A 25,564-nucleotide genomic window follows, 5' to 3' on the forward strand; every position below is an offset into this window, starting at 1 on the left:
ATGTTCCACGGCTCTATGACGTTCGATCTGGGTGAAGATGCCAATGCGCTGCGGGAGGTGGTGCATGCCTGGGCGCAGGACCGGCTGAAACCGATGGCAGCGGCGATTGATCGCGACAATGCCTTTCCGCCGCAGCTGTGGCGCGAGCTGGGGGATCTGGGTTTGCTAGGGGTGACGGTGCCGGAACACTACGGCGGTGCCGGCATGTCCTATCTGGCGCATACCGTCGCGGTGGAGGAGATTGCGCGGGCCAGTGCGTCGGTGTCGCTGTCGTATGGGGCGCATTCGAACCTGTGCGTCAACCAGATCAAGCTGAATGGAACCGACGCGCAAAAGAGTAAGTATCTGCCGCGTCTTGTCAGCGGCGAACATGTCGGCGCGCTGGCGATGAGCGAGGCGGGCGCTGGATCGGACGTGGTGTCGATGTCGCTCGCTGCCGAAAAGCGCAACGATCATTACCGTTTATCGGGGACGAAATACTGGATCACCAACGGGCCGGATGCGGATACGCTGGTGGTCTATGCCAAGACGGACAAGGCGGCTGGCGCCAAGGGGATTACGGCCTTTCTGATCGAAAAAGAGATGAAAGGATTCAGCACCAGCGCCCATTTCGACAAATTGGGGATGCGCGGATCGAATACTGCAGAGCTGGTTTTTGACGATGTGGAGGTGCCGTTTGAAAATGTCCTTGGCGAGGAGGGCAAGGGCGTGCGCGTATTGATGTCGGGGCTGGATTACGAACGTGTCGTGCTGGCGGGCATTGGACTTGGGATCATGGCCGCCTGTCTGGACGAGGTGATGCCTTATTTGGCGCAGCGCAAGCAGTTCGGCCGGCCGATCGGGTCATTCCAGCTGATGCAGGGCAAGATCGCGGATATGTATACGGCGATGAACTCTGCCCGGGCCTATGTCTACGAGGTTGCGCGGGCCTGTGACCGGGGCACGGTCACGCGGGCGGATGCGGCGGCCTGTTGTCTGTACGCATCCGAAGAGGCGATGAAGCAGGCGCATCAAGCGGTGCAGGCGCTGGGCGGGGCTGGCTTTATGGCTGACGCGCCGGTGGCCCGGCTGTTCCGCGACGCCAAGTTGATGGAGATCGGGGCGGGGACCAGCGAAATCCGCCGGATGCTGGTTGGGCGCGAATTGATGGCTGCGGTGGGATGACCCGCTGGCGTCTGTTTGCGCCGCTGGCTGTGCTGGTGGCGCTGACCGGGTATCTGGGGTTGCGGCTGGGGCAGCCACTGGATGACACGGCAATTATCGAACAGGCTGCGGCGCGGTATCTGGCAGAGGCGGGGCCGGATGCGCAGCGGACCGATTGTGCGGCGACGGCACATCCTGATGCGCGGATGATCGTGGTCTGTCATGGAGCGGACGGGCGTGCGTTTTCCTATGTCATGGGGCATCGCGGCGAAGTGGTCGCGCGGACCGGGCCGCAAGCCTAGCAGGAGTATTGAACATGAAGAGCGGGATTTACGGGCTTGTTATTGCTGCATTCTGCGCGGTGCCAGCGATAGGGCAGGACTTGACGGTTGACCGGGGCGACGTGTTGGCTTGCTTTGGGAATACGCCAATTGGTGCGATCTATCCGGACTGCCTTGGGGATGCTGCGAATGCCTGTCAGGACCAGGATGGGGGCAGCACGACCATCGGGATCACGGAATGCATCATGGCCGAAACGGCGGTCTGGGATGACATGCTGAACGAGGAATATACGCGGCTTCAGCGTAATTTCAGCGCCCGCGGCTGGGCGGACGGGGCGGTCACGAACGAAGAGTTGAAGGTGGCGCTGCGCGATGCGCAGCGGGCCTGGATTGCATACCGCGATGCCGATTGCGGCCTGCGTTTCAAGGTCTGGGAGGGCGGAACCATCAGAGGTATCGTCGCGGCGAATTGCGAAATGACGATGACCGCCAGCCGTGCGCTGGACCTGCGCGATATGGATCGGCCATGAGCCGCGCCGCGCATATGGAGGCGCTGGACCGCGTGGCGCAGGCCGCCGCCGCGGCAATGGCGGGTGGCGGGGCGCGGGCGCGCGAGCGGCATGTCAGCCGGGGCAAGATGCTGCCGCGTGAACGGGTCGCAAACCTGCTTGATCCGGGGTCAAGCTGGTTGGAAATCGGCGTGACAGCGGCGCACGGCATGTATGGCGGTGATGCGCCGGGGGCCGGTGTGATCGCGGGGATCGGCTGGGTCAGCGGTGTGCAGGTCATGGTTGTGTGCAATGACGCGACTGTAAAGGGCGGTACCTATTACCCTATCAGCGTGAAAAAACACCTGCGCGCCCAAGAGGTTGCAGCGCGCTGCGGGCTGCCTTGCGTCTATCTTGTGGATAGCGGCGGGGCGAACCTGCCCAATCAGGACGAGGTGTTTCCCGACCGCGACCACTTTGGCCGGATTTTCTATAATCAGGCGAATATGTCGGCGGCCGGGATTGCGCAGATCGCCGTCGTCATGGGGTCCTGCACGGCGGGCGGTGCCTATGTGCCGGCGATGGCTGATGTGTCGATCATCGTAAAGGAACAGGGCACGATCTTCCTTGCAGGGCCGCCCCTGGTCAAGGCGGCGACGGGCGAAGTGGTGTCGGCCGAGGATTTGGGCGGCGGCGATGTGCATACGCGCCTGTCCGGCGTGGCGGATTATCTGGCGGAGGATGACGCCCATGCGCTGGCATTGGCACGGCAGGCGGTCGCCTCGATCTCTGCTCGGAATACGTGCGATATCAAGCGGTTGCAAAGCGAAGCTCCTGCAGTTGATCCGGATAGCTTGTTCGACGTGATCCCGGCGGATTTGCGTACGCCCTATGACATCCGCGAGGTGATCCGCCGGATTGTCGACGGATCGCGCTTTGACGAGTTCAAGGCCCGCTTTGGCGAAACGCTGGTAACGGGCTTTGCGCATATTGACGGCTGGCCCTGCGGAATTGTGGCGAACAACGGGGTGCTGTTCAGTCAGGCGGCGCAAAAGGGGGCGCATTTTATTGAACTGTGCTCTCAACGCCGGATTCCGTTGATCTTTTTGCAGAATATCACCGGATTTATGGTCGGCCGCGAATACGAGAATGAGGGGATCGCGCGGCATGGGGCCAAGATGGTCACGGCTGTTGCGACGACCAAAGTGCCCAAGATCACGATGGTGGTCGGCGGCAGCTATGGTGCGGGGAATTATGGCATGGCAGGAAGGGCTTACAGCCCGGATTTCATGTGGACGTGGCCGACGTCGCGCACTGCTGTCATGGGCGGCGAACAGGCGGCGGGCGTGTTGGCGACGGTAAAGCGTGACGGGATGGAACGGCGCGGCGCGGCGTGGTCGGCAGAGGAGGAGGCTGCCTTCAAACAGCCGGTGCTGAACCAGTTCGCCGCGCAAAGCGATCCGCTTTATGCCTCTGCGCGGCTTTGGGATGACGGGGTGATTGATCCGCGACAAAGCCGGGCGGTGCTGGCCCTGAGCCTTGCGGCCAGCTGCAACGTAAAGATCGAGGAGACACGCTTTGGCGTGTTCCGGATGTGACGATTGTCGCAGGAGACATGACGCGCCTGCGCGGGGGGATGTGCGATGTTTGACAAGGTTCTGATTGCGAACCGGGGCGAAATTGCCTGCCGCATCATCCGGTCGTGCCAAAAGCTGGGCGTGGCCACGGTGGCGGTGTATTCCGACGCCGATGCGGATGCGCTGCATGTGCGCATGGCGGATCAGGCCGTGCGACTGGGGCCCGCGCCGGTGGCGGACAGCTATTTGCGCGGCGATCTGATTGTGCAGGCGGCGCTGGACACCGGTGCGCAGGGTATTCATCCGGGCTACGGGTTTCTGTCGGAAAACCCTGATTTCGTCGATGCGGTCACGGCGGCGGGGCTGGTGTTCATCGGCCCGTCTGCGGATGCCATTCGCAAGATGGGGCTGAAAGACGCGGCGAAAGCCTTAATGGAAAAGGCGGGGGTGCCGGTGGTGCCCGGATACCTTGGCGCGGATCAAAGCGCCGATGTGCTGGCCGCTGAGGCGGGCAAGATCGGCTATCCGGTGCTGATCAAGGCCGTGGCGGGCGGCGGCGGCAAGGGCATGCGTCTGGTTACGGCAGCGGCGGATTTCGCGGATGCGCTGGACAGCGCCAAAGCCGAGGCGCGGACCGCTTTTGGCAACGCCGATGTGCTGATCGAAAAGTATATCCAGCAACCAAGGCATATCGAGGTGCAGGTCTTTGGCGACGGCACGGACGCGGTGCATCTGTTCGAGCGGGACTGTTCCCTGCAGCGGCGGCATCAGAAGGTGATCGAAGAAGCGCCAGCGCCGGGCATGACGGATGCGGTGCGCGCCGCAATGGGCGAGGCCGCGGTCAAGGCGGCGCGGGCGATTGGTTATCGTGGCGCGGGCACAATCGAATTTATCGTCGACGGCAAGGATGGCCTGCGCACGGATGGCTTTTGGTTCATGGAAATGAACACGCGGCTTCAGGTCGAACATCCGGTGACAGAGGCAATTACCGGCGTCGATCTGGTGGACTGGCAGCTGCGCGTCGCCTCGGGGCAGGCCTTGCCACTGCGGCAGGATCAGTTGCAGATCACCGGCCACGCGTTCGAAGCGCGGCTTTATGCCGAGGACGTGCCGGCAGGTTTTCTGCCGGCGACGGGCACCTTGGCGGCGCTGCGCTTTCCGGCGCAGGCGCGTATCGATAGCGGCGTGGCCGCGGGAAGCGAGATTTCACCGTGGTATGATCCGATGATTGCCAAAATTACGGTGCACGGCCCGGACCGGGGCGCGGCACTGACCGCGCTGTCAGAGGCCCTCGTGCAGACGCAGGTTGCGGGTACGGTCACGAACCTTGGGTTCTTGCAGCGGCTTGCGGCGGCACCGGAGTTTGTGGCTGGCATGATGGATACGGGGCTGATTGGCCGGATGCCGGACCTTGCAGTGCCCGTTGTGCCGGACCCGGCAAGGCTGGCCTATGCCGCGCTGGTCGCGGCAGGGTTGGACCGCGATGCGCCTTGGCAAGGCTTTGCCCTGTGGCAGGCCGCGCCGCAGCGGGTGCTGGTCGGCGAAGAAAGCGTTTTGGTCACAGCGGCGCAGGGCGGCTGGGATGTGCAGGTGGGCGATCAGATCGTTCAGCTGCGGCGTGCCGGGCCAAACTGGCGGGCAGATGGCGCGCTGATGCCGCAGGCGTTGCGGCACGGCGGGGCGGTGACGGTATTCGGGGCGGATCCGTTCACGCTGGATCTGCCCGATCCGCTGGCGCGGGGCGGTGCGGGGCCGGGGGGCGATGTCGTCCTGTCGCCAATGCCGGGGCTTGTGGCGGCGGTGGCCGTGACTGAAGGGCAAAGCGTCACGGAAGGTGACCGCATGGTCGTGCTGGAGGCGATGAAAATGGAACACGTCCTGCGCGCACCGCGCAGCGGGATCGTAGCGCAGGTCGCTGTTACGGCTGGTGATCAGGTCAAGGCAGGCGTCGCTTTGGTGACGCTGGCCCCTGTTGATGACGCCTGAGTGCCTGTGACAAAGCGGAGCGGGGGGCGGCGGGTTGGTTGACCCTGCCGGGACGCGGGTTTAAGTGTGGGCCAAGCTGCGCCCGGCCGTTCATGCCCGGGTGCCACGGGAAAAGGATCACCCCTTGGAATCGATGCTGAACGAATACCTGCCGATTATGATTTTTCTGGGTCTTGCCATTGCGTTAGGCCTTATTTTGATACTGGCAGCTGCTTTGCTTGCCGTGCGCAATCCCGACCCTGAAAAGGTGTCGGCCTATGAATGCGGCTTTAACGCATTCGATGATGCGCGGATGAAATTCGATGTGCGATTCTACCTCGTGTCGATCCTGTTCATCATTTTCGACCTAGAGGTCGCGTTTCTGTTCCCCTGGGCCGTCGCGTTCAAGGACATTTCGATGACCGGTTTCTGGTCGATGATGATTTTCCTTGGCGTGCTGACCGCAGGCTTTGCATATGAGTGGAAGAAGGGAGCTCTCGAATGGGAGTGATGACCGGGACGCAAATTGGCCCCGACCGCGAGGTCGCAACGCAAGCACTGAACCGCGAATTGACCGACAAGGGTTTCCTTGTCACGTCCACCGCCGATATCGTGAACTGGGCGCGCACCGGATCGCTGCACTGGATGACCTTTGGTCTGGCCTGCTGCGCGGTCGAGATGATGCACACCTCCATGCCGCGGTATGATCTGGAACGCTTTGGCACCGCGCCCCGCGCATCCCCGCGTCAGTCCGACCTGATGATCGTTGCTGGCACGTTGACCAACAAGATGGCACCGGCGCTGCGCAAGGTTTACGACCAGATGCCGGAGCCGCGCTACGTCATCAGCATGGGGTCCTGCGCCAATGGCGGCGGATACTATCACTACAGCTATTCCGTGGTGCGCGGTTGCGACCGGGTCGTTCCGGTTGACGTTTATGTGCCCGGCTGCCCCCCGACGGCAGAGGCGCTGCTGTATGGTATCCTGCAGCTGCAACGTAAAATCCGCCGCACCGGCAACATCGTCCGCTAAGGGGATCTTATGTCTGACGCTTTGAACGAACTTGGCCAGCATCTGGAACTGAAGCGGCACGATTGCGTGCTGGGGTGGAACGTCGCCCATGGCGAGCTGACCGTGACTGTGGCGCTGTCCAACATTGTTGGCTTTGTCGAGTTTCTGAAAACCGACGCCGCCTGCCGGTTTTCGTCGCTGGTGGATATCACGGCCGTTGATCACCCGCAGCGTCCCAAGCGGTTCGAGGTCGTGTACCACTTCCTGTCGATGTATCAGAACCAGCGTATCCGGCTGAAAGTCGATGTGCGCGAGGATGACATGGTGCCGTCGATTATCTCCGTGCACCCCTCTGCCAACTGGTTCGAACGTGAAGTCTTTGACATGTTTGGCATCCTGTTTTCCGGCCACCCCGATTTGCGCCGTCTGCTGACGGATTACGGCTTCCGCGGCCACCCGCTGCGCAAGGACTTCCCAACGACGGGTTATACCGAAGTGCGCTATGACGAAGTGCAAAAGCGCGTTGTCTACGAGCCGGTCAGTCTTGTGCAGGAATACCGCCAGTTCGACTTTATGTCGCCGTGGGAAGGTGCCGAATACATTCTGCCCGGCGACGACAAGGTCGCGCCGGATGGCCATGTCTCCAAGGGAGCAGCGAAATGATGGACGGCGATATCCGCATCAACACCTATGACGACGGGTCCACGGACGCGCGCACGGGCGAGCAGAAGATCCGCAACTTCAACATCAACTTTGGCCCGCAACACCCTGCGGCGCATGGCGTTTTGCGTCTGGTGCTGGAACTTGACGGCGAGATCGTAGAGCGCTGCGATCCGCATATCGGCCTGCTGCACCGCGGCACTGAAAAGCTGATGGAATCGCGGACCTACCTGCAGAACCTGCCGTATTTCGACCGGCTGGATTATGTGGCCCCAATGAATCAGGAACATGCCTGGTGCCTGGCGATTGAACGTCTGACCAAGACCGAAGTGCCGCGCCGTGCGCAGCTGATCCGCGTTTTGTATTCGGAAATCGGCCGCATCCTGTCGCACCTGCTGAACGTGACGACGCAGGCGATGGACGTCGGCGCGCTGACCCCGCCGCTGTGGGGCTTTGAAGAGCGCGAAAAGCTGATGGTGTTCTATGAACGCGCCTGCGGTGCCCGCCTTCACGCGGCATATTTCCGCCCCGGCGGTGTGCATCAGGACCTGCCCGACCAGCTGGTCGAAGATATCGACGCCTGGTGCGTCGAATTCCCGAAAGTGCTGGACGACATCGACGGTCTGCTGACGGAAAACCGCATTTTCAAGCAGCGTAATGCCGACATCGGCATCGTGACCGAGCAGGACATTCAGGACTGGGGCTTTTCCGGCGTAATGGTTCGCGGGTCCGGTTTGGCATGGGATTTGCGCCGGGCGCAGCCTTATGAATGCTACGACGAGTTTGAATTCCAGATTCCCGTGGGCAAAAACGGCGACTGCTACGACCGTTACCTTGTCCGCATGGAAGAAATGCGTCAGTCAATCCACATCATGCGTCAGGCCTGCGAAAAGCTGCGCCATGAAAAGGGTGACGTGATGGCCCGGGGCAAGATGACCCCGCCGACGCGCCACGCGATGAAGACTGACATGGAAAGCCTGATCCACCACTTCAAGCTTTATACCGAAGGGTTCCACGTTCCTGCGGGCGAAGTCTATGCCGCGGTCGAGGCGCCAAAGGGTGAATTCGGCGTCTATCTGGTCGCCGACGGCACGAACAAGCCTTATCGCGCCAAGCTGCGCGCGCCGGGTTATCTGCACTTGCAGGCGATGGATTACATTGCCTCTGGGCACCAACTGGCTGACGTGGCCGCCATTATCGGCACCATGGACGTCGTTTTCGGAGAGATTGACCGATGATCGCACGTATCGCTTCCGGCTTGGCCGTTGTGTCGCTGGCCGCCTGTGCCAGCAGTGGCGCGGGGATCCGTCCGCTGGGTGACAACCTGCCTGCCAATCCGGTGCCGGTCGCCACGCCGCAGCCGGCAGTGCTGACGGCCAAGGAACGCCTTGTCGGTGCGATTGAAACCAATGGCTGCGCCCTGACCGCCGATAACGTCGGCGCGGTTCTGACGCAGGCCACGATCAGCCGCGAAGAGCTGGTTCAGCTGACGCCGCAACTGCAGGCCGAAGGCCGGGTGGAAACCTCTGGCGACGGCGCGATCCGCGTGACGTCCGACCGCTGCATCTGACCCTCATGACGCGCCCTGCCATGTCGGCGGCGGCGCCATACTATACCGGAAGACCCTGATATGCTGCGACGCCTTTATCACGACCAGCCCGAGAGCTTTGAGTTTACGCCTGCCAATCTGGCCTGGGCCGAAGGCCAGATGACCAAGTTCCCCGAAGGGCGTCAGGCCAGCGCGGTCATTCCGCTGCTGTGGCGTGCGCAGGAACAGCATGGCTGGCTGACACGGCCCGCGATTGAATACGTCGCGCGTCTGCTGGACATGGAATATATCCGCGTCCTTGAAGTCGCGACATTCTATTTCATGTTCCAGTTGCAGCCGGTTGGATCGGTCGCGCATATTCAGGTCTGCGGCACGCTGTCCTGCATGATCTGCAACGCCGAAGATCTGATCAGCGTTTGCAAGGACAAGATCGCGCCAAAGCCGCACCAGCTGTCCGCTGACGGCAAGTTTTCGTGGGAAGAGGTCGAATGCCTCGGGTCTTGTGCAAACGCGCCCATGGCCCAAATCGGCAAGGACTACTACGAAGACCTGACGGCGGAAAAGCTGGCTGAAATCATTGACGACATGGCCGCTGGCCGTGTGCCTGTGCCCGGTCCGCAGAACGGCCGTTATGCGTCAGAGCCGAAGTCCGGCCTGACCAGCCTGAAGGACCACGAAAGTGGCAAGCACCAGTACAACGCCAGCGCGCAGCTGGCGGTTGATATTGGCGATACGGTCAAGCGGATCGACGGCACGGAAGTGCCGCTGCTGACGCCGTGGAACCTGTCCAAAACCGGCGGCAAGCCGGCCCGCGATGACATGATGCCGCCGTCCGGCCCCGATGGTGCCCAAGGCGGGCGCACCGCAGGCGAGGCGCAGGCCCCCCGCGACCGCGGCGATTCCTCTGACGGTGTATCCGAAGCCGAGGGCGAAGCCGCTGGCGTCGAGCGTACGGGCCGCCCGGAAGAGGGCAGCGTCGCACCGGGTGCGAAAACGGATGCCACGGCCGAAAGCGGCACCGCCCGTCCGGGTGATGAAACCGGTGCCCAGGCCCCTGTGGCCGAAGAAAAGCCGCTGACCCTGACCGAGCCGCGCGGCGGCAAGGGCGATGATCTGAAGCGGATCAACGGGGTCGGCCCAAAGATCGAAGGCATCCTGCAAGAGCTTGGCTTCTGGCACTTTGACCAGATCGGCAACTGGACCGCCGCGGAAATCGCATGGGTCGACAGCCGGTTGAAGTTCAAAGGCCGGATTGAGCGCGAAGACTGGGTCAATCAGGCAAAGGCACTGGCTGACGCCCAATCTGCCTGATTTGTCCAATAATCTTTGTGAGTGGTGAAAATTTGGCTAACATTCCCCTTGGGGGGCTGTCCACGTCACGTGCAGGCTGTCCGACATTAAACTGACGCCGGTCCTGCCAGACCGCCGCACGGAGGGACAGATGAACGACACGACCACCACTCGCGAAAAGCGCATTCTGAAAATAGCCGCAATCACAGGACTTGTGATTGCGGCTTTGTGTTATCTGCTGCTGCGCTTCGGGTTTCCCGGCGCTGTCATGACAGGATTGATCGTCGGTTTGATCGTCGCGGTCATTTTGTGGCTGACCGGACAAAAGGACGATGTTGCCGCAACGCACGCGATGGCGGCGACCCCCGCTGCTGCGCCTGCCGCGGCAGAGGTTGCGGCCCCCGTTGCAAGCCCTGTTGCCGCTGATCCAGCGCCGGTCACGGCGGATGATGCAGGGCAGGGCGGCGATACTGAAATGCCGGCACCTGCGGCGGAAAATCCGTCTGTGCTAAAACCCTCTGCCCGGCTTGCGGGGCAAGAAGAACTGGCAAGCCGCAAGGGAAGCTGGAAGTACGAAGGCACCTCTGCGGTAGAGGCGATGCCGGATGCCGATGCGGCCCCGATCGCCCACCCGGATGCCACGGGCGCATCAGAGGCGCAGGCCTTGCCCGATGCCGAAGCGCCCGCAGGCCCTGCGATCAAACCTGCGATGTTATCCGCCCCGCGCAGCGGCGGTGCCGATAACCTGAAGCAAATCAAAGGCGTCGGCCCCAAGCTGGAAGCTTTGCTGCACGAGATGGGCGTTTATCATTTCGACCAGATCGCAGGCTGGACCGAAACAGAGGTCGCCTGGATGGATCAGAACCTGAAGGGGTTCAAAGGCCGCGTCAGCCGCGATACATGGATTGAACAGGCGCAGGTTCTGGCCGCTGGCGGCGAGACGGCGTTTTCTTCGAAAGTGGGTAAGGGCGGCGTTTACTAGATTATGACGCAAGGACATGATGAAAATACGGCACGGCAGGGGCGCATTGCCGCTGTCGTGATCGCCTTGGCGGGGGTGCTGGCGATGCTGGCCCCCTGGATCGTGGTGCAGACAGGGATTGCGCCGAAGTATGAAATCCTGATGTATCTGGTGTCGATGGGTGCGTTCATTTGGTCACTGGTTGTCACGCTGAAAATCTGGCAGAAGACCCGTAATTGATTTGTGCCGCGCCGCTTTGCGCCGCCGTAACAGCCCCAGCTTTCAAGGGATGATCCAATGCTGAAAGACCAGGACCGCATCTTTACCAACCTTTACGGGATGCACGACCGTTCGCTGAAAGGCGCGCAGGCGCGTGGCCATTGGGACGGAACCAAGGATATTCTTGGCAAGGGTGCTGGCTGGATCGTGGATGAAATGAAAGCCTCTGGCCTGCGCGGCCGGGGCGGTGCGGGTTTCCCGACCGGTCTGAAATGGTCGTTCATGCCTAAGGAATCGGATGGCCGTCCGTCCTATCTGGTGGTGAACGCCGACGAATCAGAGCCGGGGACCTGCAAGGACCGCGAAATCATGCGCCACGATCCGCATACGCTGATCGAAGGTTGCCTGATCGCCAGCTTCGCGATGCAGGCCCATGCCTGCTACATCTATATTCGCGGCGAATACATTCGCGAAAAAGAGGCGCTGCAAAACGCCATTGATGAAGCTTACGACGCGGGTCTTGTGGGCAAGAACGCCTGCGGGTCCGGCTGGGATTTCGACATCTATGTCGCCCACGGTGCGGGTGCCTATATCTGCGGCGAAGAAACTGCGCTGCTGGAAAGCCTAGAGGGCAAGAAGGGTATGCCGCGGATGAAGCCGCCATTCCCTGCGGGCGCTGGCCTTTATGGCTGCCCGACCACGGTGAACAACGTCGAATCGATTGCGGTTGTGCCGACGATTCTGCGCCGCGGCGGCGCTTGGTTTGCCGGCATGGGCCGTCCGAACAACGCGGGCACCAAGCTGTTTGCGATTTCCGGCCACGTCAACAACCCCTGCGTTGTCGAAGAAGAGATGTCTATTCCGTTCAAAGAACTGATCGACAAGCATTGCGGCGGTATTCGCGGCGGCTGGAAGAACCTGAAAGCTGTGATTCCCGGCGGTTCCTCTGTGCCCTGTCTGACGGCAGAGCAGATGGAAGACGCGATCATGGATTTCGACTGGTTGCGCGAACAGCGGTCTGGTTTGGGTACGGCTGCGGTCATTGTGATGGACCAGTCGACCGATATGATCAAAGCGATCTGGCGTTTGTCCAAGTTCTACAAGCATGAATCCTGCGGCCAGTGCACGCCTTGCCGTGAAGGCACGGGCTGGATGATGCGCGTGATGGAACGTCTGGTGCAGGGCAATGCCTCGGTCGAGGAAATCGATATGCTGCTGGACGTGACCAAGCAGGTTGAAGGCCACACCATCTGCGCCCTTGGCGATGCGGCGGCCTGGCCGATCCAGGGCCTGATCCGCAACTTCCGCGGAGAGATTGAAGACCGCATCCGCCACAAGCGCGGGCCGATCGCCGCCGAATAAGCGACACCATGACAAACGCCAGCCTTAGGGCCGGCGTTTTGCGTTCTGGCGTAAAGCCGCGCAAGGGGCGGGGCGGTGCGTGCTTTTTGCATGACAGGGCGTGATAAATGTATCGCGCCCCATCTCGACTAAACCGCACCTCTATATATCGTGAATGGCGATGGTTGATTTGACCATCTGCGCCTTCGGCCTATCCCGTCCGCCGGATGTCGCATCGCCTATAATCGGGTTATTGAGGATGCATCCCATGAAATACGCTTTGATCGCGACTGTTCTGCTTGCCGCTGCCTGTGCAAAACAGCCAGAGCCAGCCGCCCCCGCCACATTCACACCGCCCGCAGAGCCGGTGTTCGACGCCAACATGAAGTAAGCCCCACCGGGCCTGCGTCCGGTGCCGCGCCAGTTGCACCGGACGTATGAAAACAAGGGCTTTGTTAGCTGCAATCATTCCAGCGATATTGCATAACACGCCCTTAGCCCCAATGTAGAGCGTCAACGGGACACCACGTTCCCGCCCTACAGGAGCAGAGACATGCGCAATTTTCTGATGAGTACCGCCGTTTTGGCGATGGGTTTGACCGCTGCAGGCAGCGCGCAGGCCGCGCTGAAGGACGAGGCTGAAATCCGCAATGGGCTGCTGGTGGTTGGCATGGCCTATGAGATCAGCGAAAAATGCGGCAGCATCGATGCGCGCACAGTGCGCGGCATCCAGACCTTGCTGAACCTGAAATCCCGCGCCCGCGAGCTGGGTTATTCCAACAGCGAAATCGACGCCTATGTCGACAACAAAGCCGAAAAGAAACGGCTTGAAGGGATCGCGCGCGCACAACTGGTGCAACTGGGTGTGACACCGGGCGTGGAAGAGACCTATTGCACCGTCGGGCGTGACCAGATGGCCAAGAATTCGGGCATCGGACGTCTGCTTCACTAAGGCGCAGGCAGGCAGCGGCGAAAAAAGCGTCGCTGCGTCTGGCATACGCCTGCGCAACGGGTTAGAACGCCTTCCAAACACCCGGCTTCTTGTGGCCGGGCCTGGGTCCGGAAGCCGGAGGCGTTCATGTCCGATCTGCGCAAAATCAACATTGATGGTCAAGTGATCGAGGTTGAAGGGGCGATGACGCTCATTCAGGCTTGCGAAATAGCGGGAATCGAAATTCCACGGTTCTGCTATCACGAACGTCTGTCTATTGCCGGCAACTGCCGCATGTGTCTGGTCGAAGTCGTCGGCGGCCCGCCGAAGCCGACCGCATCCTGCGCCATGCAGGTCCGCGATCTGCGCCCCGGTAAGGATGGCGAACCGCCTGTGGTGAAAACCAATTCGCCCATGGTCAAAAAAGCCCGTGAGGGCGTGATGGAATTCCTGCTGATCAACCACCCGCTGGATTGCCCGATCTGCGATCAGGGCGGCGAATGTGACCTGCAGGATCAGGCGATGGCTTATGGCGTCGACTTTTCCCGCTTTCGCGAACCCAAGCGTGCGACCGAGGATCTGAACCTTGGCCCGCTGGTCGAAACCCACATGACGCGCTGCATTTCCTGCACCCGCTGCGTGCGTTTCACGACCGAAGTCGCCGGCATCCACCAGATGGGCCAGACCGGCCGCGGCGAAGATGCAGAGATTACGTCCTACTTGGGCGAAACGCTGGCATCCAACATGCAGGGCAATATCATTGATTTGTGCCCGGTCGGCGCGCTGGTGTCGAAGCCTTATTCCTTTACCGCCCGCCCGTGGGAATTGTCCAAGACCGAATCTATCGACGTGATGGATGCCTTGGGATCGAACATCCGCGTGGACACCAAGGGCCGCGATGTGATGCGGATTCTGCCGCGCAACCATGACGGCGTGAATGAAGAGTGGATCAACGACAAATCCCGCTTTGTGTTCGACGGTCTGCGCAAGCAGCGTCTGGATACCCCCTACATCCGCGAAAACGGCAAGCTGCGCAAAGCCGACTGGCCAGAAGCGCTGGCCGCTGTTGCCGCTGCGATGACAGGTAAAAAGGTCGCCGGTCTGGTTGGCGATCTTGCCCCGGTCGAGGCTGCCTTTGCACTGAAGCAACTGGTCGAAGGTCTGGGTGGCAACGTCGAATGCCGCACCGATAACGCGCAGCTGCCTGCGGGCAACCGCGCGGCTTATGTCGGCACTGCGACGATTGCGGACATTGATACCGCGCAGAACATCGTTCTGATTGGCACCAACCCCCGCGTTGAAGCCCCTGTGCTGAACAGCCGCCTGCGCCGCGCCTGGTCGCGGGGCGGTGACGTGACGCGCTTTGGCACGCCAGTCGATCTGACCTATGACGTCATCGAAGGCGGCACAGGCCGCGATGCGCTGACCGAATTTGCAAAGCAGGACCACGCGGGCAAGGGCACGCTTGTGATCGTGGGGCAGGGCGCATTGACCGGCTCTGACGGAGAGGCCGTTTTGGGCCATGCCGCACAGATCGCTGCAAGCGCTGGCGGCAAGGTTCTGGTGCTGCACACGGCCGCTGGCCGTGTCGGCGCGATGGACGTGGGCGCTGTGACCGATGGCGGTATCACCGCTGCGATCGACGGGGCAGAGGTGATCTATAACCTTGGCGCGGACGAGGTCGAAATCGCTGCTGGGGCTTTTGTCATCTATCAGGGCAGCCATGGTGATCGCGGCGCACACCGCGCTGACGTGATTTTGCCGGCTGCGGCCTATACCGAAGAAAACGGTTTGTTCGTAAACACCGAAGGGCGCCCGCAGCTTGCGATGCGCGCTAGCTTCCCTCCGGGGCAGGCCAAGGAAAACTGGGCGATTCTGCGGGCTCTGTCCTCAGAGCTGGGCGCTGTCCTGCCGTTTGATTCGCTGGCCGCGCTGCGCCGGACCCTGATTGCGGCACATCCGCATCTGGGCCAAATCGACGTGGTCGCCGCGAACGAAGGGGCGCCGCTTGACGCGGGCACGCTGGGCAGCGGTGATTTCGGCTATGCGGTCAAGGACTTCTATTTGTCCAACCCGATTGCACGGGCATCCAGCCTGATGGCAGAGCTCAGTGCGAACGCCAAATTGCGCGGCGCGGAAAAGATCGCGGCCGAGTGAACATGCTGCGGCCTGCCGTCCTTGCAGCCTTGTTGTTAGCAGGCTGCGCGCAACCGCAGGCCGCGCCGGGCGGGCCGACGTATCTGGGTGTCCGGACCAGCTTGCTGGACGGGGATCTTGTGAACTTTAATGTCGCCCTGAAAGGGGCGGCGACACCGGATGCGGTAGAAAAATATGCGCAATGTGCTGCGGCGCAATATGCGTTAATCCGGGGTTACAGTTTTGCGCGTCTGGTGCGCACGAACGTCACCGAAGAGGGTGGCACTTGGGGCGCGGATGCTGTTTACACCATCTCGTCGGACCTGCCGCGCGGATTGGCGACGATTGACGCGGTGGTAACGGTTGCAGATTGCGGAACGTCGGGCATACCGACGGTCTGAAGGACGAAGGGTCAGAGGGAATTATGGTCAACTTCTTCACCACGACGAATACGGGGCAAGTCCTGTTGATCTTGGGGCAGTGTCTGCTGCTGCTGATCCCGCTTTTGCTGGCGCTGGCCATGCTGATGTATGCGGACCGCAAGGTCTGGGCCGCAGTGCAGATGCGCCGCGGTCCGAACGTAGTTGGCCCCTGGGGTGTACTGCAGTCATTTGCTGACTTTCTGAAGTATATCGTCAAGGAAATCGTCGTCCCTGCGGGTGCTGACAAGGCGGTCTATTTCATCGCTCCGCTGCTGTCGTTCATCCTGCCGGTCATTGCCTGGTCGGTGATTCCATTTAACACCGGTTGGGTGCTGTCGGATATCAACGTCGCGATCCTGTTCGTCTTTGCCGTGTCTTCGCTGGAAGTCTACGGCGTGATCATGGGGGGCTGGGCGTCGAATTCCAAATACCCGTTCCTTGGGTCCTTGCGGTCCGCCGCGCAGATGATTTCCTACGAAGTCTCTCTTGGCTTGATCATTATCGGTATTATCATCTCGACCGGGTCGATGAACTTTGGCGATATCGTAGAGGCGCAGCGCGGCGCTGGCCTGCTGTCGTGGTATTGGGTCGCTCACTTCCCGATGCTGTTCCTGTTCTTTATCTCGGCGCTGGCTGAAACCAACCGTCCGCCCTTCGACCTGCCAGAGGCCGAATCGGAACTGGTTGCCGGTTATCAGGTCGAATACTCCTCTACGCCGTTCCTGCTGTTCATGATCGGCGAACTGATGGCCGTCGTGCTGATGTGCGCCTTGGTGTCGATCCTGTTCTTGGGTGGCTGGCTGTCCCCGATCCCCGGACTGCCTGACGGCATTTTGTGGATGGTGCTGAAGATGTCCGCCTGTTTCTTCATGTTCGCGATGGTCAAGGCCATTACGCCGCGCTACCGCTATGACCAGCTGATGCGGATCGGCTGGAAGGTGTTCCTGCCGCTGTCGCTGATCTGGGTCGTGCTGATTGCATTCCTTGCCAAATTCGAAGTGTTGGGCGGCTTCTGGGCCCGCTACACTTGGGGCATCTAATGATCGCTCAGGCCGAACCTGCGGTGACGACGCCTTTCAAGGATGTGAATGGATTTCGGTCCAGGCGCGGCAAACTGCTGTCTGAAAAGATTAAGCAGGTGCGGGGCATCCTTGGGCGTGATCTGCGGATTCTCGACGTGGGCGGGCGCGGCAGCTATTGGGGCAATGTGTCGCCAGAAGGTATCGCGCATATCGAGATCATGAACTACGAAGCCGGGGAATTGGCCGGTCATCTGCCCGCCGGCTACGAAGGTGTGACGACGGAAACCACAGTCGGTGATGCGCGCGACATGCGGGCGCGGGCCGATGGGTCGGTCGATTTCGTGCATTCCAATTCCGTGATCGAACACGTGGGTGCCTGGCCTGACATGGTCAAAATGGCGCGGGAAATGATGCGAGTCGGGCTGTCCGGCTGGATGCAGACACCGGCCTGGGAATTCCCGATCGAGCCGCATTTTCGTGCGCCGTTCCTGCACTGGTTCGGCCAGCCGCTGCGGCGCAAGATGCTGTCCCTGTCGTCCCGCTATCGCAAAAACGATCTGGCGCAGCGGCGCGGTCATATCGACCGCATCAATCTTTTGTCCCGCGGTGAGGTGGTCGACCTGTTCCCCGGCGCGGATCTTTATACCGAACGGGTGGCTTTGCTGCCCAAGAGTTATGTGGCTTACTGGCTGCCATCGCAGCCGTATCAGATGAATAAAGCGGAGGTTAATTAACCCAGATGGACTACGCCCGCTCTGCGAAATACTTTCTGCTGTCGGATTTCTGGAAAGGCTTTGGCCTTGGGATGAAGTATTTCTTCGCTCCCAAAGCGACCCTGAACTATCCGCATGAAAAGGGCCCGCTGTCCCCGCGTTTTCGCGGTGAACATGCCCTGCGCCGCTATGCCAACGGCGAGGAACGGTGCATCGCTTGCAAACTGTGCGAGGCCGTTTGCCCCGCGCAGGCGATCACGATCGACGCGGCCCCGCGCACGGACGACGGCTCTCGCCGTACGACGCGGTACGACATCGACATGACCAAATGCATTTACTGCGGTTTCTGCCAAGAAGCATGCCCGGTGGACGCCATTGTCGAAGGCCCGAACTTCGAGTTCAGCACTGAGACCCGCGAAGAGCTTTACTACGACAAGGAAAAGCTGCTGGCGAACGGTGACCGCTGGGAAGCCGAGATCGCGCGCAATTTGGAAATGGATGCGCCCTACCGATGAGTGACGCAAAGAATCCTTTCGAGGCGATGATGGCCATGGGGCAGGACTGGGTGAAACAGCTCAATCCGGCCATGGAGTCCTTTACGCCCAAAGGAATCGAGGCGCTTTGGCCGACCATGCCCAAAGAAATGATGGAAACCTTTTTTGGCAAGGGGTTGAACCCGGACGGTCTAGACGCCAAGACGCGGCTGTTGATGACGCTGATGGGCCTGACCATCATGGGCGCGCAGGCAGAGGCACAGTTGCGCATGACCGTGCGCCACCTGGTCGAGGCCGGTGCCACTGAAAAAGAAGTCGCCGAGACGATTGCGATGGCGGCAATGTTTGGCGGCGTGCCGTCGATGACCAAGGCGATGGAAATCGCCAACGACGTGATGAAAAAGGATGCCGAGGCATGACCCCTTTCGTTTTCACCTTCTACCTGTTCGCGATCACGACGATCATGGGCGGCCTGATGACGGTGCTGTCGCGCAACCCGGTGCATTCGGTGTTGTGGCTGATCCTGGCGTTCTTGTCGTCGGCAGGCCTGTTCGTGATCCTTGGCGCCGAATTCGTCGCCATGCTGCTGATCATTGTTTATGTCGGCGCGGTCGCGGTCTTGTTCCTATTCGTCGTCATGATGCTGGACGTGGATTTTGCAGAACTGAAAGCAGAGATGTCGAAATATCTGCCGCTGGGTCTGCTGATTGGTGTCGTCGTTCTGATGCAGCTGGCCATCGCCCTTGGCGCATGGAGCTTTTCCGACGATATCGCAACGCGGCTCGCCGCGCCGGTGCCGGACACTTATAACACGACGGGTCTGGGTCTGCTGATTTATGACCGTTACATCATCCTGTTTCAGCTTGCGGGTCTGATCCTGCTGGTCGCCATGATCGGCGCCATCGTTCTGACCCTGCGCCACCGCGTGGATATCAAGCGCCAGAATGTCATGGCGCAGATGCACCGCGACCCCAAGCTGGCCATGGAACTTAAAGACGTGAAACCGGGGCAGGGCCTGTAAGGCCCGCCTTTTGACCGAAGGATAAGCTGATGTCGAATACCACCATTGCTGCATTGATCGTCGTGCTGATCCTTGTCTTCGGCGGCGGCTACACCTTTTTCGGCTAAGACCATAAAACGAAGGGCGAATGCCCAGAGGGACACGACATGATCGGACTAGAGCATTATCTTGTGGTGGCGGCGGCGCTGTTCGTCATTGGCATCTTTGGCCTGTTTCTGAACCGCAAGAACGTCATCATCCTGCTGATGAGCATCGAATTGATGCTGCTGGCGGTGAACATCAACTTTGTGGCCTTTTCCAGCTTCCTTGGGGATCTGGTGGGGCAGGTGTTCACATTGTTCGTGCTGACCGTCGCCGCCGCAGAGGCTGCGATCGGCCTTGCGATCCTTGTCTGCTTCTTCCGCAACCGTGGAACCATCGACGTTGAAGACGTCAACGTGATGAAGGGCTGAATTCATGGAAACGATTATCCTGTTTGCACCACTGGTCGGGGCGCTGATCTGCGGGTTTACCTGGCGCATCATTGGCGAAAAGCCGGCGCAGTGGGTCGCCACCGGTCTGCTGTTTCTGGCCGCTTTCCTGTCATGGATCGTGTTCCTGGGCTTTGACGGCGTCACGCGCGATATCACCGTGCTGCGCTGGATCGAATCCGGCTCTCTGGCGACGGACTGGGCGATCCGTCTGGACCGTTTGACCGCAACGATGCTGATTGTGATCACGACGGTGTCGGCGCTGGTTCACCTTTATTCCTTCGGCTACATGGCGCATGACGACAACTTCAAAGACGGCACGCCTTATCGCGCGCGTTTCTTTGCGTATCTGTCGTTCTTTACCTTCGCCATGTTGATGCTGGTGACCGCCGACAACTTGATCCAGATGTTTTTCGGCTGGGAAGGCGTGGGCGTCGCGTCCTACCTTCTGATCGGTTTCTACTACCGCAAGCCGTCCGCCAATGCCGCTGCGATCAAGGCTTTCGTGGTCAACCGTGTGGGTGACTTCGGCTTTGCGCTTGGTATCTTTGGCCTGTTCTTGCTGACGGATTCAGTCAAGTTCGCGGACATTTTCCCGCAGGTCGAACAGATCGCGCAGACGCAGATCCATTTCCTGTGGACGGAATGGAACGCAGCTAACCTGATCGGTGTGCTGCTGTTCATCGGTGCAATGGGTAAATCCGCCCAACTGTTCCTGCACACCTGGCTGCCCGACGCGATGGAAGGCCCGACACCCGTGTCTGCGCTGATCCATGCCGCGACCATGGTGACCGCCGGTGTGTTCCTGGTCTGCCGCATGTCGCCGCTTTACGAATTTGCGCCAGAAGCGAAGTCGATGATCGTCTTCCTTGGTGCCTCGACAGCGTTCTTTGCCGCGACTGTTGGTCTGGTGCAGAACGATATTAAGCGCGTGATTGCTTATTCGACCTGTTCGCAGCTGGGTTATATGTTCGTGGCCGCTGGCGTCGGTGTCTATTCCGTCGCGATGTTCCACCTGCTGACGCACGCTTTCTTTAAGGCGATGCTGTTCTTGGGTGCCGGTTCGGTCATTCACGGGATGCACCACGAACAGGACATGCGGAACTATGGCGGCCTTCGCAAGAAACTGCCGCTGACGTTCTGGGCCATGATGATCGGCACACTGGCCATCACCGGCGTCGGTATTCCGCTGACCCATTTCGGCTTTGCCGGTTTCCTGTCGAAGGATGCGGTCATCGAATCCGCCTGGGCTGGCGGCACGGCCTACAGCTTCTGGCTGCTGGTGATTGCGGCGATGTTCACCAGTTTCTACAGCTGGCGCCTGATGTTCCTGACCTTCTTTGGCAAGCCGCGCGGCGATCACCATACGCATGACCATGCGCATGAATCCCCGTTGGTCATGTTGATCCCGCTGGGTGTCCTAAGCCTTGGCGCGATCTTTGGCGGTATGGTCTGGTACAACAGCTTTTTCGGCGATCATCACAAGGTTGAGCAGTTCTTTGGTATGACCACGGCAGAGGCACATGCCACTGAATCCGGCGATCATGCCATCGAAGGCGGCGATCATGCCGTTGCAGATGCCGGCCATGCAGAGGCTGACGGCGATCACGCGGTTGCAGCCGAAGCCGCGGCAGAGGGTGATCACGGCGAAGTGGCTGCGAACGCTTATACGCCGGGGCAGGGTGCCATCTATATGGCGGCCGATAACCATGTCATGGACGATGCGCACCACGCGCCCTGGTACATCAAAATGTCGCCATTCTTTGCCATGATCATCGGCCTTGCGACCGCTTATGTGTTCTACATCCGCCGTCCTGACCTGCCGGGCAAATTGGCCGCAAACCAGCCGCACCTTTATCAGTTCCTGCTAAACAAGTGGTATTTCGACGAGCTTTACGGGTTCCTGTTCGTGCGGCCAGCGCTGGCGATCGGCCGCTTCCTGTGGAAGCGTGGCGACGAAGGCACCATCGACGGCGGCATCAACGGTCTGGCGCTTGGTATTCTGCCGTTCCTGACCCGCACCGCCGGACGGATGCAGTCGGGTTATCTGTTCACCTACGCCTTTGCCATGGTGGCGGGCATCGCGGCCCTGCTGACCTGGGTCACTCTGACCGGAGGGGCCAACTAATGGGCAACCTGCTTTCACTCACCACATTCATTCCGATGATCGGCGCAATCATTCTTGCGCTGTTCTTGCGGGGCAATGATGTGGCTGCCCAGCGTAATGCCAAGTGGGTGGCGATGTTCGCGACATCCGCGACATTCCTGATTTCGCTGTTTATCCTGTTCCAGTTCGATCCGGCCAATACCGGTTTCCAGATGGTCGAGGAACATTCCTGGCTGCTGGGCCTGAATTACAAGATGGGCGTCGATGGCATTTCGGTGCTTTTCGTCATGCTGACGACATTCTTGATGCCGCTGGTGATCGCGTCCTGCTGGAACGTCGAAAACCGCGTCAAGGAATACATGATCGCCTTCCTGCTGCTTGAAACGCTGATGCTTGGCGTTTTCATGGCGCTGGATATGATCCTGTTCTACATCTTCTTCGAGGCAGGTCTGATCCCGATGTTCCTGATCATCGGTATCTGGGGCGGGGCGAACCGCATTTACGCATCGTTCAAGTTCTTCCTTTATACCTTCCTTGGTTCTGTGCTGATGCTGGTGGCGATGGTGGCGATGGTCAACATTGCCGGCACCTCTGATATTCCGACGCTGATGACGACGGTATTCCCGTCGGATACCTTTAGCCTGCTGGGGATCAATATCGTTGGCGGTGTCCAGACCCTGATGTTCCTGGCTTTCTTTGCCAGCTTTGCGGTCAAGATGCCGATGTGGCCGGTGCACACCTGGTTGCCTGACGCGCACGTTCAGGCCCCGACGGCGGGTTCGGTCGTGCTGGCGGCGATCCTGCTGAAAATGGGCGGCTACGGCTTCCTGCGCTTTTCGCTGCCGATGTTCCCCATCGGGTCCGAAGTGATCGGGCCGTTGGTGCTGTGGCTGTCGGCGATCGCCATCGTCTACACCTCGCTTGTGGCGCTGGTGCAGCAGGACATGAAAAAGCTGATTGCCTATTCGTCGGTTGCCCACATGGGTTATGTGACCATGGGGATTTTTACGGTGAACCAGCAGGGCCTTGACGGCGCGATTTTCCAGATGATCAGCCACGGCTTCATCTCTGGCGCGCTGTTCCTGTGCGTTGGCGTCATCTATGACCGGATGCACACCCGCGATATCGACGCCTATGGCGGCCTCGTGAACCGGATGCCGGCCTATGCGCTGATCTTCATGTTCTTCACCATGGCCAACGTCGGCCTGCCGGGCACCTCTGGTTTTGTCGGGGAATTCCTGACGCTGATGGGGATCTTTCAGGAAAACACCTGGGTGGCTGTCATTGCGACATCTGGCGTGATCTTGTCGGCGTCCTATGGCCTGTGGCTGTACCGCCGCGTCGTCATGGGCGATCTGATCAAGGAAAGCCTGAAGTCGATCACCGACATGACTACGCGCGAGCGGGCAATCTTTGCACCGCTGGTGGTGATGACCCTGCTGCTGGGCGTCTACCCTAGCCTTGTTACCGATATCATCGGGCCGTCGGTCGGCGCGCTGATCGATCAATACGACACGGCGACCGCGGGCTTTGCCGCAGCCACTCAAGTCGCTTTGCACTAAGGAAACGGACCCATGATTTCTGCCGATATCCAGATTGTCCTGCCGGAAATCGCACTGGCGGTCTATGCGATCATCGCCTTGCTTGCGGCGGTCTATACCGTCAAAGACGGGGCGGCTTCGCTGCTGGTCTGGCTGACCTCGGGCATTTTTGTGCTGGTGGCGGCCTGGCTTATGACCAACGATGGCGGTGCGCAGGTGGCCTTTGACGGCATGTTCGTCGCTGACAGCTTCTCTCGCTTCGCGAAGATCACGATTCTGCTGTCCGCCGCTGCCGTCCTGGTGATGAGCGAGCAATACATGGCCGCCCGCAATCTGCTGCGGTTCGAATATCCGTTGCTGGTTGTCTTTGCCGTTGTCGGCATGATGGTCATGGTCAGCGCGGGCGATCTGATGGCGCTTTATATGGGCCTCGAACTGCAGTCCCTGTCGCTTTATGTCGTCGCATCCCTGCGCCGCGACAGCGTCAAATCCACAGAGGCTGGCCTGAAGTATTTCGTGCTGGGCGCGCTGTCGTCAGGTCTGCTGCTCTACGGTGCATCGCTGACCTATGGCTTTACCGGCACAACGCTGTTTTCGGGCATCATCGCCGGTGTGCAGGATCAGCCGTCGCTGGGTCTGCTGTTCGGTCTGGTGTTCCTGATCGCCGGTCTTGCGTTCAAGGTCAGTGCCGCGCCGTTCCACATGTGGACGCCGGACGTTTACGAAGGCTCGCCCACGCCGATTACGGCTTTCTTTGCGACAGCGCCAAAGGTTGCCGCAATGGCCCTGTTCGCCCGCCTGATGTTCGACGCCTTTGGCGGCATCACCGGCGACTGGCAGCAGATCATTGCCTTCCTGTCGGTCATTTCGATGTTCCTTGGTTCGATCGCTGCGATCGGTCAGCGCGATATCAAGCGTCTGATGGCCTATTCGTCCATTGCCCACATGGGCTATGCCCTGATGGGTCTGGCCGCTGGTACGGCGCTGGGTGTGCAGGCGATGCTGATCTACATGGCAATCTACGTCACCATGAATATCGGCACCTTCGCCTTTATTCTGGGGATGCAGCGTGACGGGCGCCCCGTGACGGACATTCAAAGCCTGAAGATGTACGCCAAGGATCAGCCAACCCGTGCGCTTGCGATGTTGGTGCTGATGTTCAGCCTTGCCGGTGTGCCGCCGATGGTCGGCTTCTTTGGCAAGCTTTACGTGCTGCGCGCTGCCTATGATGCGGGCCTTGCCTGGCTGGCTGTGGCCGGTGTGGTCGCATCGGTGATCGGTGCCTTTTATTACCTGCGTGTTGTCTACTTCATGTATTTCGGCGAAGAGTCCGAAAAGCTGGACGCGCCGTCGCAGCCGATCCTTGGCGCTTTCCTCATGGCCTCTGCGGTGATCATGGTGGTGGGCATCGTCAACCTGTTCGGCATCGAGCCTATTGCGGCTGCGGCCGCTGCGGCCCTTGTCAACTGATCCGACACAACACGCCCTCTGGCCAGAGGGCGTGTTGTGCCACCACCTGACGCAGGTGGATAGCACCATGGCAGAGGCAGCGCGCCTTGCGCCAACCCTGCAAGCGCCGACCTGGGTAATCGCCGATACCCAGACCGGCGCGCGCGGCCGCCGCGGCCGCCCTTGGCAAAGCCCGCCGGGCAATTTTGCCGCGACCTTGGTTTATCGCCCGAACTGCACCCCGCAACAGGCCAGTCTGCGGTCCTTTATGGCCGCCGTCGCACTGTTCGAGGCGCTGGCCATGTATATCGACCGCACCAAGCTCAGCCTGAAATGGCCGAATGATGTGCTGCTTAACGGCGGCAAGATCGCTGGCATTTTGCTGGAAACCAGCGGGCAGGGGCCTTACGTCGACTGGCTTTCCATCGGCATTGGCGTGAACCTTGCGGCTGTGCCGGATGATATCCGGGATGCAGCTTTTCCGCCCGTGTCCCTGCGCGGTGAAGGCGGGCCAGAGGTTTCGTCCACTGATTTTCTGGTCAGGCTGGCCAATGACTTCGCCACGCAAGAGGCGAAGCTTTGGGAATTCGACTTTGACATCATCCGTGCCGACTGGCTGCGCCATGCCGCCCGCCTGGGCGAGGTGATTACCGCCCGCACCAGCCGCGAAGACATCACCGGCACGTTCGACACCATCGACACCGAAGGCAATCTGGTTCTGACCACCCCCGCGGGGCGCAAGGTCATTCCGGCTGCCGATATCTACTTTTAAG

Annotated in this window: 28 protein-coding genes; all 28 read left to right on the plus strand. The window is 60.4% G+C overall.

The genetic code is table 11. The features are described from left to right. Positions 1–1,164, plus strand: coding sequence for an isovaleryl-CoA dehydrogenase (locus SJY10_RS07730; RefSeq protein ID WP_386681194.1), 1,164 nt, complete (start codon positions 1–3; stop codon positions 1,162–1,164). Beyond that, positions 1,161–1,445 carry a hypothetical protein gene (locus SJY10_RS07735; protein WP_386681196.1) on the plus strand — a complete coding sequence of 95 codons (285 nt, stop codon included), beginning with the start codon at positions 1,161–1,163 and terminating at the stop codon, positions 1,443–1,445. Before SJY10_RS07730 ends, SJY10_RS07735 begins: the two co-directional genes overlap by 4 nt. 14 nt (positions 1,446–1,459) lie before the next feature. Next, on the plus strand, positions 1,460–1,954 hold the full coding sequence (locus tag SJY10_RS07740; protein ID WP_386681198.1) for a lysozyme inhibitor LprI family protein: 495 nt from the start codon (positions 1,460–1,462) through the stop codon (positions 1,952–1,954). After that, positions 1,951–3,510: a carboxyl transferase domain-containing protein gene (locus tag SJY10_RS07745; RefSeq protein ID WP_386681200.1), complete on the plus strand. Its 1,560-nt coding sequence runs from the start codon at positions 1,951–1,953 to the stop codon at positions 3,508–3,510. The genes SJY10_RS07740 and SJY10_RS07745 overlap by 4 nt, the downstream gene beginning before the upstream one ends. 45 nt (positions 3,511–3,555) lie before the next feature. Beyond that, entirely contained in the window at positions 3,556–5,475 is a 1,920-nt protein-coding gene (locus SJY10_RS07750) for an acetyl/propionyl/methylcrotonyl-CoA carboxylase subunit alpha (protein WP_386681202.1), read from the plus strand. 124 nt (positions 5,476–5,599) lie between these two features. Next, positions 5,600–5,965, plus strand: a complete 366-nt coding sequence (locus SJY10_RS07755) for an NADH-quinone oxidoreductase subunit A (RefSeq protein WP_386681204.1) — start codon at positions 5,600–5,602, stop codon at positions 5,963–5,965. Continuing rightward, a complete protein-coding gene (locus SJY10_RS07760) occupies positions 5,965–6,486 on the plus strand; it encodes a NuoB/complex I 20 kDa subunit family protein (RefSeq protein WP_386684575.1) in 522 nt (173 codons plus the stop codon). The genes SJY10_RS07755 and SJY10_RS07760 overlap by 1 nt, the downstream gene beginning before the upstream one ends. Before the next feature lie 9 nt (positions 6,487–6,495). Next, a complete protein-coding gene (locus SJY10_RS07765; RefSeq protein WP_386681206.1) occupies positions 6,496–7,128 on the plus strand; it encodes an NADH-quinone oxidoreductase subunit C in 633 nt (210 codons plus the stop codon). Beyond that, positions 7,125–8,363, plus strand: a complete 1,239-nt coding sequence (locus SJY10_RS07770; RefSeq protein WP_386681208.1) for an NADH-quinone oxidoreductase subunit D — start codon at positions 7,125–7,127, stop codon at positions 8,361–8,363. The genes SJY10_RS07765 and SJY10_RS07770 overlap by 4 nt, the downstream gene beginning before the upstream one ends. Next, a complete protein-coding gene (locus SJY10_RS07775; RefSeq protein ID WP_386681210.1) occupies positions 8,360–8,695 on the plus strand; it encodes a hypothetical protein in 336 nt (111 codons plus the stop codon). The genes SJY10_RS07770 and SJY10_RS07775 overlap by 4 nt, the downstream gene beginning before the upstream one ends. A gap of 60 nt (positions 8,696–8,755) precedes the next feature. Then, the gene (locus SJY10_RS07780) at positions 8,756–9,985 is read left to right on the plus strand and encodes an NADH-quinone oxidoreductase subunit E (RefSeq protein ID WP_386681212.1); all 1,230 of its coding nucleotides are present in this window, start codon (positions 8,756–8,758) and stop codon (positions 9,983–9,985) included. A gap of 130 nt (positions 9,986–10,115) precedes the next feature. After that, complete coding sequence (locus SJY10_RS07785) at positions 10,116–10,946, plus strand: endonuclease (RefSeq protein ID WP_386681214.1); 831 nt, start codon at positions 10,116–10,118, stop codon at positions 10,944–10,946. A 3-nt stretch (positions 10,947–10,949) separates the two neighbouring features. Continuing rightward, a complete protein-coding gene (locus SJY10_RS07790; RefSeq protein ID WP_386681216.1) occupies positions 10,950–11,165 on the plus strand; it encodes a DUF5337 domain-containing protein in 216 nt (71 codons plus the stop codon). A 57-nt stretch (positions 11,166–11,222) separates the two neighbouring features. Then, positions 11,223–12,506: an NADH-quinone oxidoreductase subunit NuoF gene (gene nuoF, locus SJY10_RS07795; RefSeq protein ID WP_386681218.1), complete on the plus strand. Its 1,284-nt coding sequence runs from the start codon at positions 11,223–11,225 to the stop codon at positions 12,504–12,506. Positions 12,507–12,753: 247 nt separating this feature from the next. Further along, positions 12,754–12,876, plus strand: coding sequence for a hypothetical protein (locus tag SJY10_RS07800; protein WP_386681219.1), 123 nt, complete (start codon positions 12,754–12,756; stop codon positions 12,874–12,876). Between the two features lie 162 nt (positions 12,877–13,038). Further along, positions 13,039–13,437, plus strand: coding sequence for a DUF5333 domain-containing protein (locus tag SJY10_RS07805; protein WP_386681221.1), 399 nt, complete (start codon positions 13,039–13,041; stop codon positions 13,435–13,437). A 126-nt stretch (positions 13,438–13,563) separates the two neighbouring features. Then, positions 13,564–15,573 carry an NADH-quinone oxidoreductase subunit NuoG gene (nuoG, locus tag SJY10_RS07810; RefSeq protein WP_386681223.1) on the plus strand — a complete coding sequence of 670 codons (2,010 nt, stop codon included), beginning with the start codon at positions 13,564–13,566 and terminating at the stop codon, positions 15,571–15,573. A 2-nt stretch (positions 15,574–15,575) separates the two neighbouring features. Then, the gene (locus SJY10_RS07815; RefSeq protein WP_386684577.1) at positions 15,576–15,953 is read left to right on the plus strand and encodes a hypothetical protein; all 378 of its coding nucleotides are present in this window, start codon (positions 15,576–15,578) and stop codon (positions 15,951–15,953) included. A 23-nt stretch (positions 15,954–15,976) separates the two neighbouring features. Beyond that, positions 15,977–17,014 carry an NADH-quinone oxidoreductase subunit NuoH gene (gene nuoH, locus SJY10_RS07820; RefSeq protein WP_386684579.1) on the plus strand — a complete coding sequence of 346 codons (1,038 nt, stop codon included), beginning with the start codon at positions 15,977–15,979 and terminating at the stop codon, positions 17,012–17,014. Beyond that, on the plus strand, positions 17,014–17,730 hold the full coding sequence (locus SJY10_RS07825) for a class I SAM-dependent methyltransferase (RefSeq protein WP_386681225.1): 717 nt from the start codon (positions 17,014–17,016) through the stop codon (positions 17,728–17,730). Before nuoH ends, SJY10_RS07825 begins: the two co-directional genes overlap by 1 nt. 5 nt (positions 17,731–17,735) lie before the next feature. Beyond that, a complete protein-coding gene (gene nuoI / locus SJY10_RS07830) occupies positions 17,736–18,224 on the plus strand; it encodes an NADH-quinone oxidoreductase subunit NuoI (protein ID WP_090187315.1) in 489 nt (162 codons plus the stop codon). Beyond that, a complete protein-coding gene (locus SJY10_RS07835; protein WP_386681227.1) occupies positions 18,221–18,622 on the plus strand; it encodes a carboxymuconolactone decarboxylase family protein in 402 nt (133 codons plus the stop codon). Before nuoI ends, SJY10_RS07835 begins: the two co-directional genes overlap by 4 nt. Beyond that, on the plus strand, positions 18,619–19,224 hold the full coding sequence (locus SJY10_RS07840; RefSeq protein ID WP_386681229.1) for an NADH-quinone oxidoreductase subunit J: 606 nt from the start codon (positions 18,619–18,621) through the stop codon (positions 19,222–19,224). Before SJY10_RS07835 ends, SJY10_RS07840 begins: the two co-directional genes overlap by 4 nt. 146 nt (positions 19,225–19,370) lie before the next feature. Next, positions 19,371–19,676 (plus strand): NADH-quinone oxidoreductase subunit NuoK, encoded by a 306-nt coding sequence (nuoK, locus tag SJY10_RS07845; RefSeq protein ID WP_090187326.1) that lies wholly within the window; start codon positions 19,371–19,373, stop codon positions 19,674–19,676. A gap of 4 nt (positions 19,677–19,680) precedes the next feature. After that, a complete protein-coding gene (nuoL, locus tag SJY10_RS07850; RefSeq protein WP_386681231.1) occupies positions 19,681–21,822 on the plus strand; it encodes an NADH-quinone oxidoreductase subunit L in 2,142 nt (713 codons plus the stop codon). After that, positions 21,822–23,363, plus strand: coding sequence for an NADH-quinone oxidoreductase subunit M (locus SJY10_RS07855; protein ID WP_386681233.1), 1,542 nt, complete (start codon positions 21,822–21,824; stop codon positions 23,361–23,363). Before nuoL ends, SJY10_RS07855 begins: the two co-directional genes overlap by 1 nt. Before the next feature lie 12 nt (positions 23,364–23,375). Then, the gene (gene nuoN, locus SJY10_RS07860) at positions 23,376–24,812 is read left to right on the plus strand and encodes an NADH-quinone oxidoreductase subunit NuoN (protein WP_386681235.1); all 1,437 of its coding nucleotides are present in this window, start codon (positions 23,376–23,378) and stop codon (positions 24,810–24,812) included. Then, the gene (locus SJY10_RS07865; RefSeq protein ID WP_386681237.1) at positions 24,802–25,563 is read left to right on the plus strand and encodes a biotin--[acetyl-CoA-carboxylase] ligase; all 762 of its coding nucleotides are present in this window, start codon (positions 24,802–24,804) and stop codon (positions 25,561–25,563) included. The genes nuoN and SJY10_RS07865 overlap by 11 nt, the downstream gene beginning before the upstream one ends. Position 25,564: the final 1 nt, after the last annotated feature.

This window comes from Loktanella sp. R86503 (assembly GCF_042466455.1).
Taxonomy (GTDB): Bacteria; Pseudomonadota; Alphaproteobacteria; order Rhodobacterales; family Rhodobacteraceae; genus Loktanella.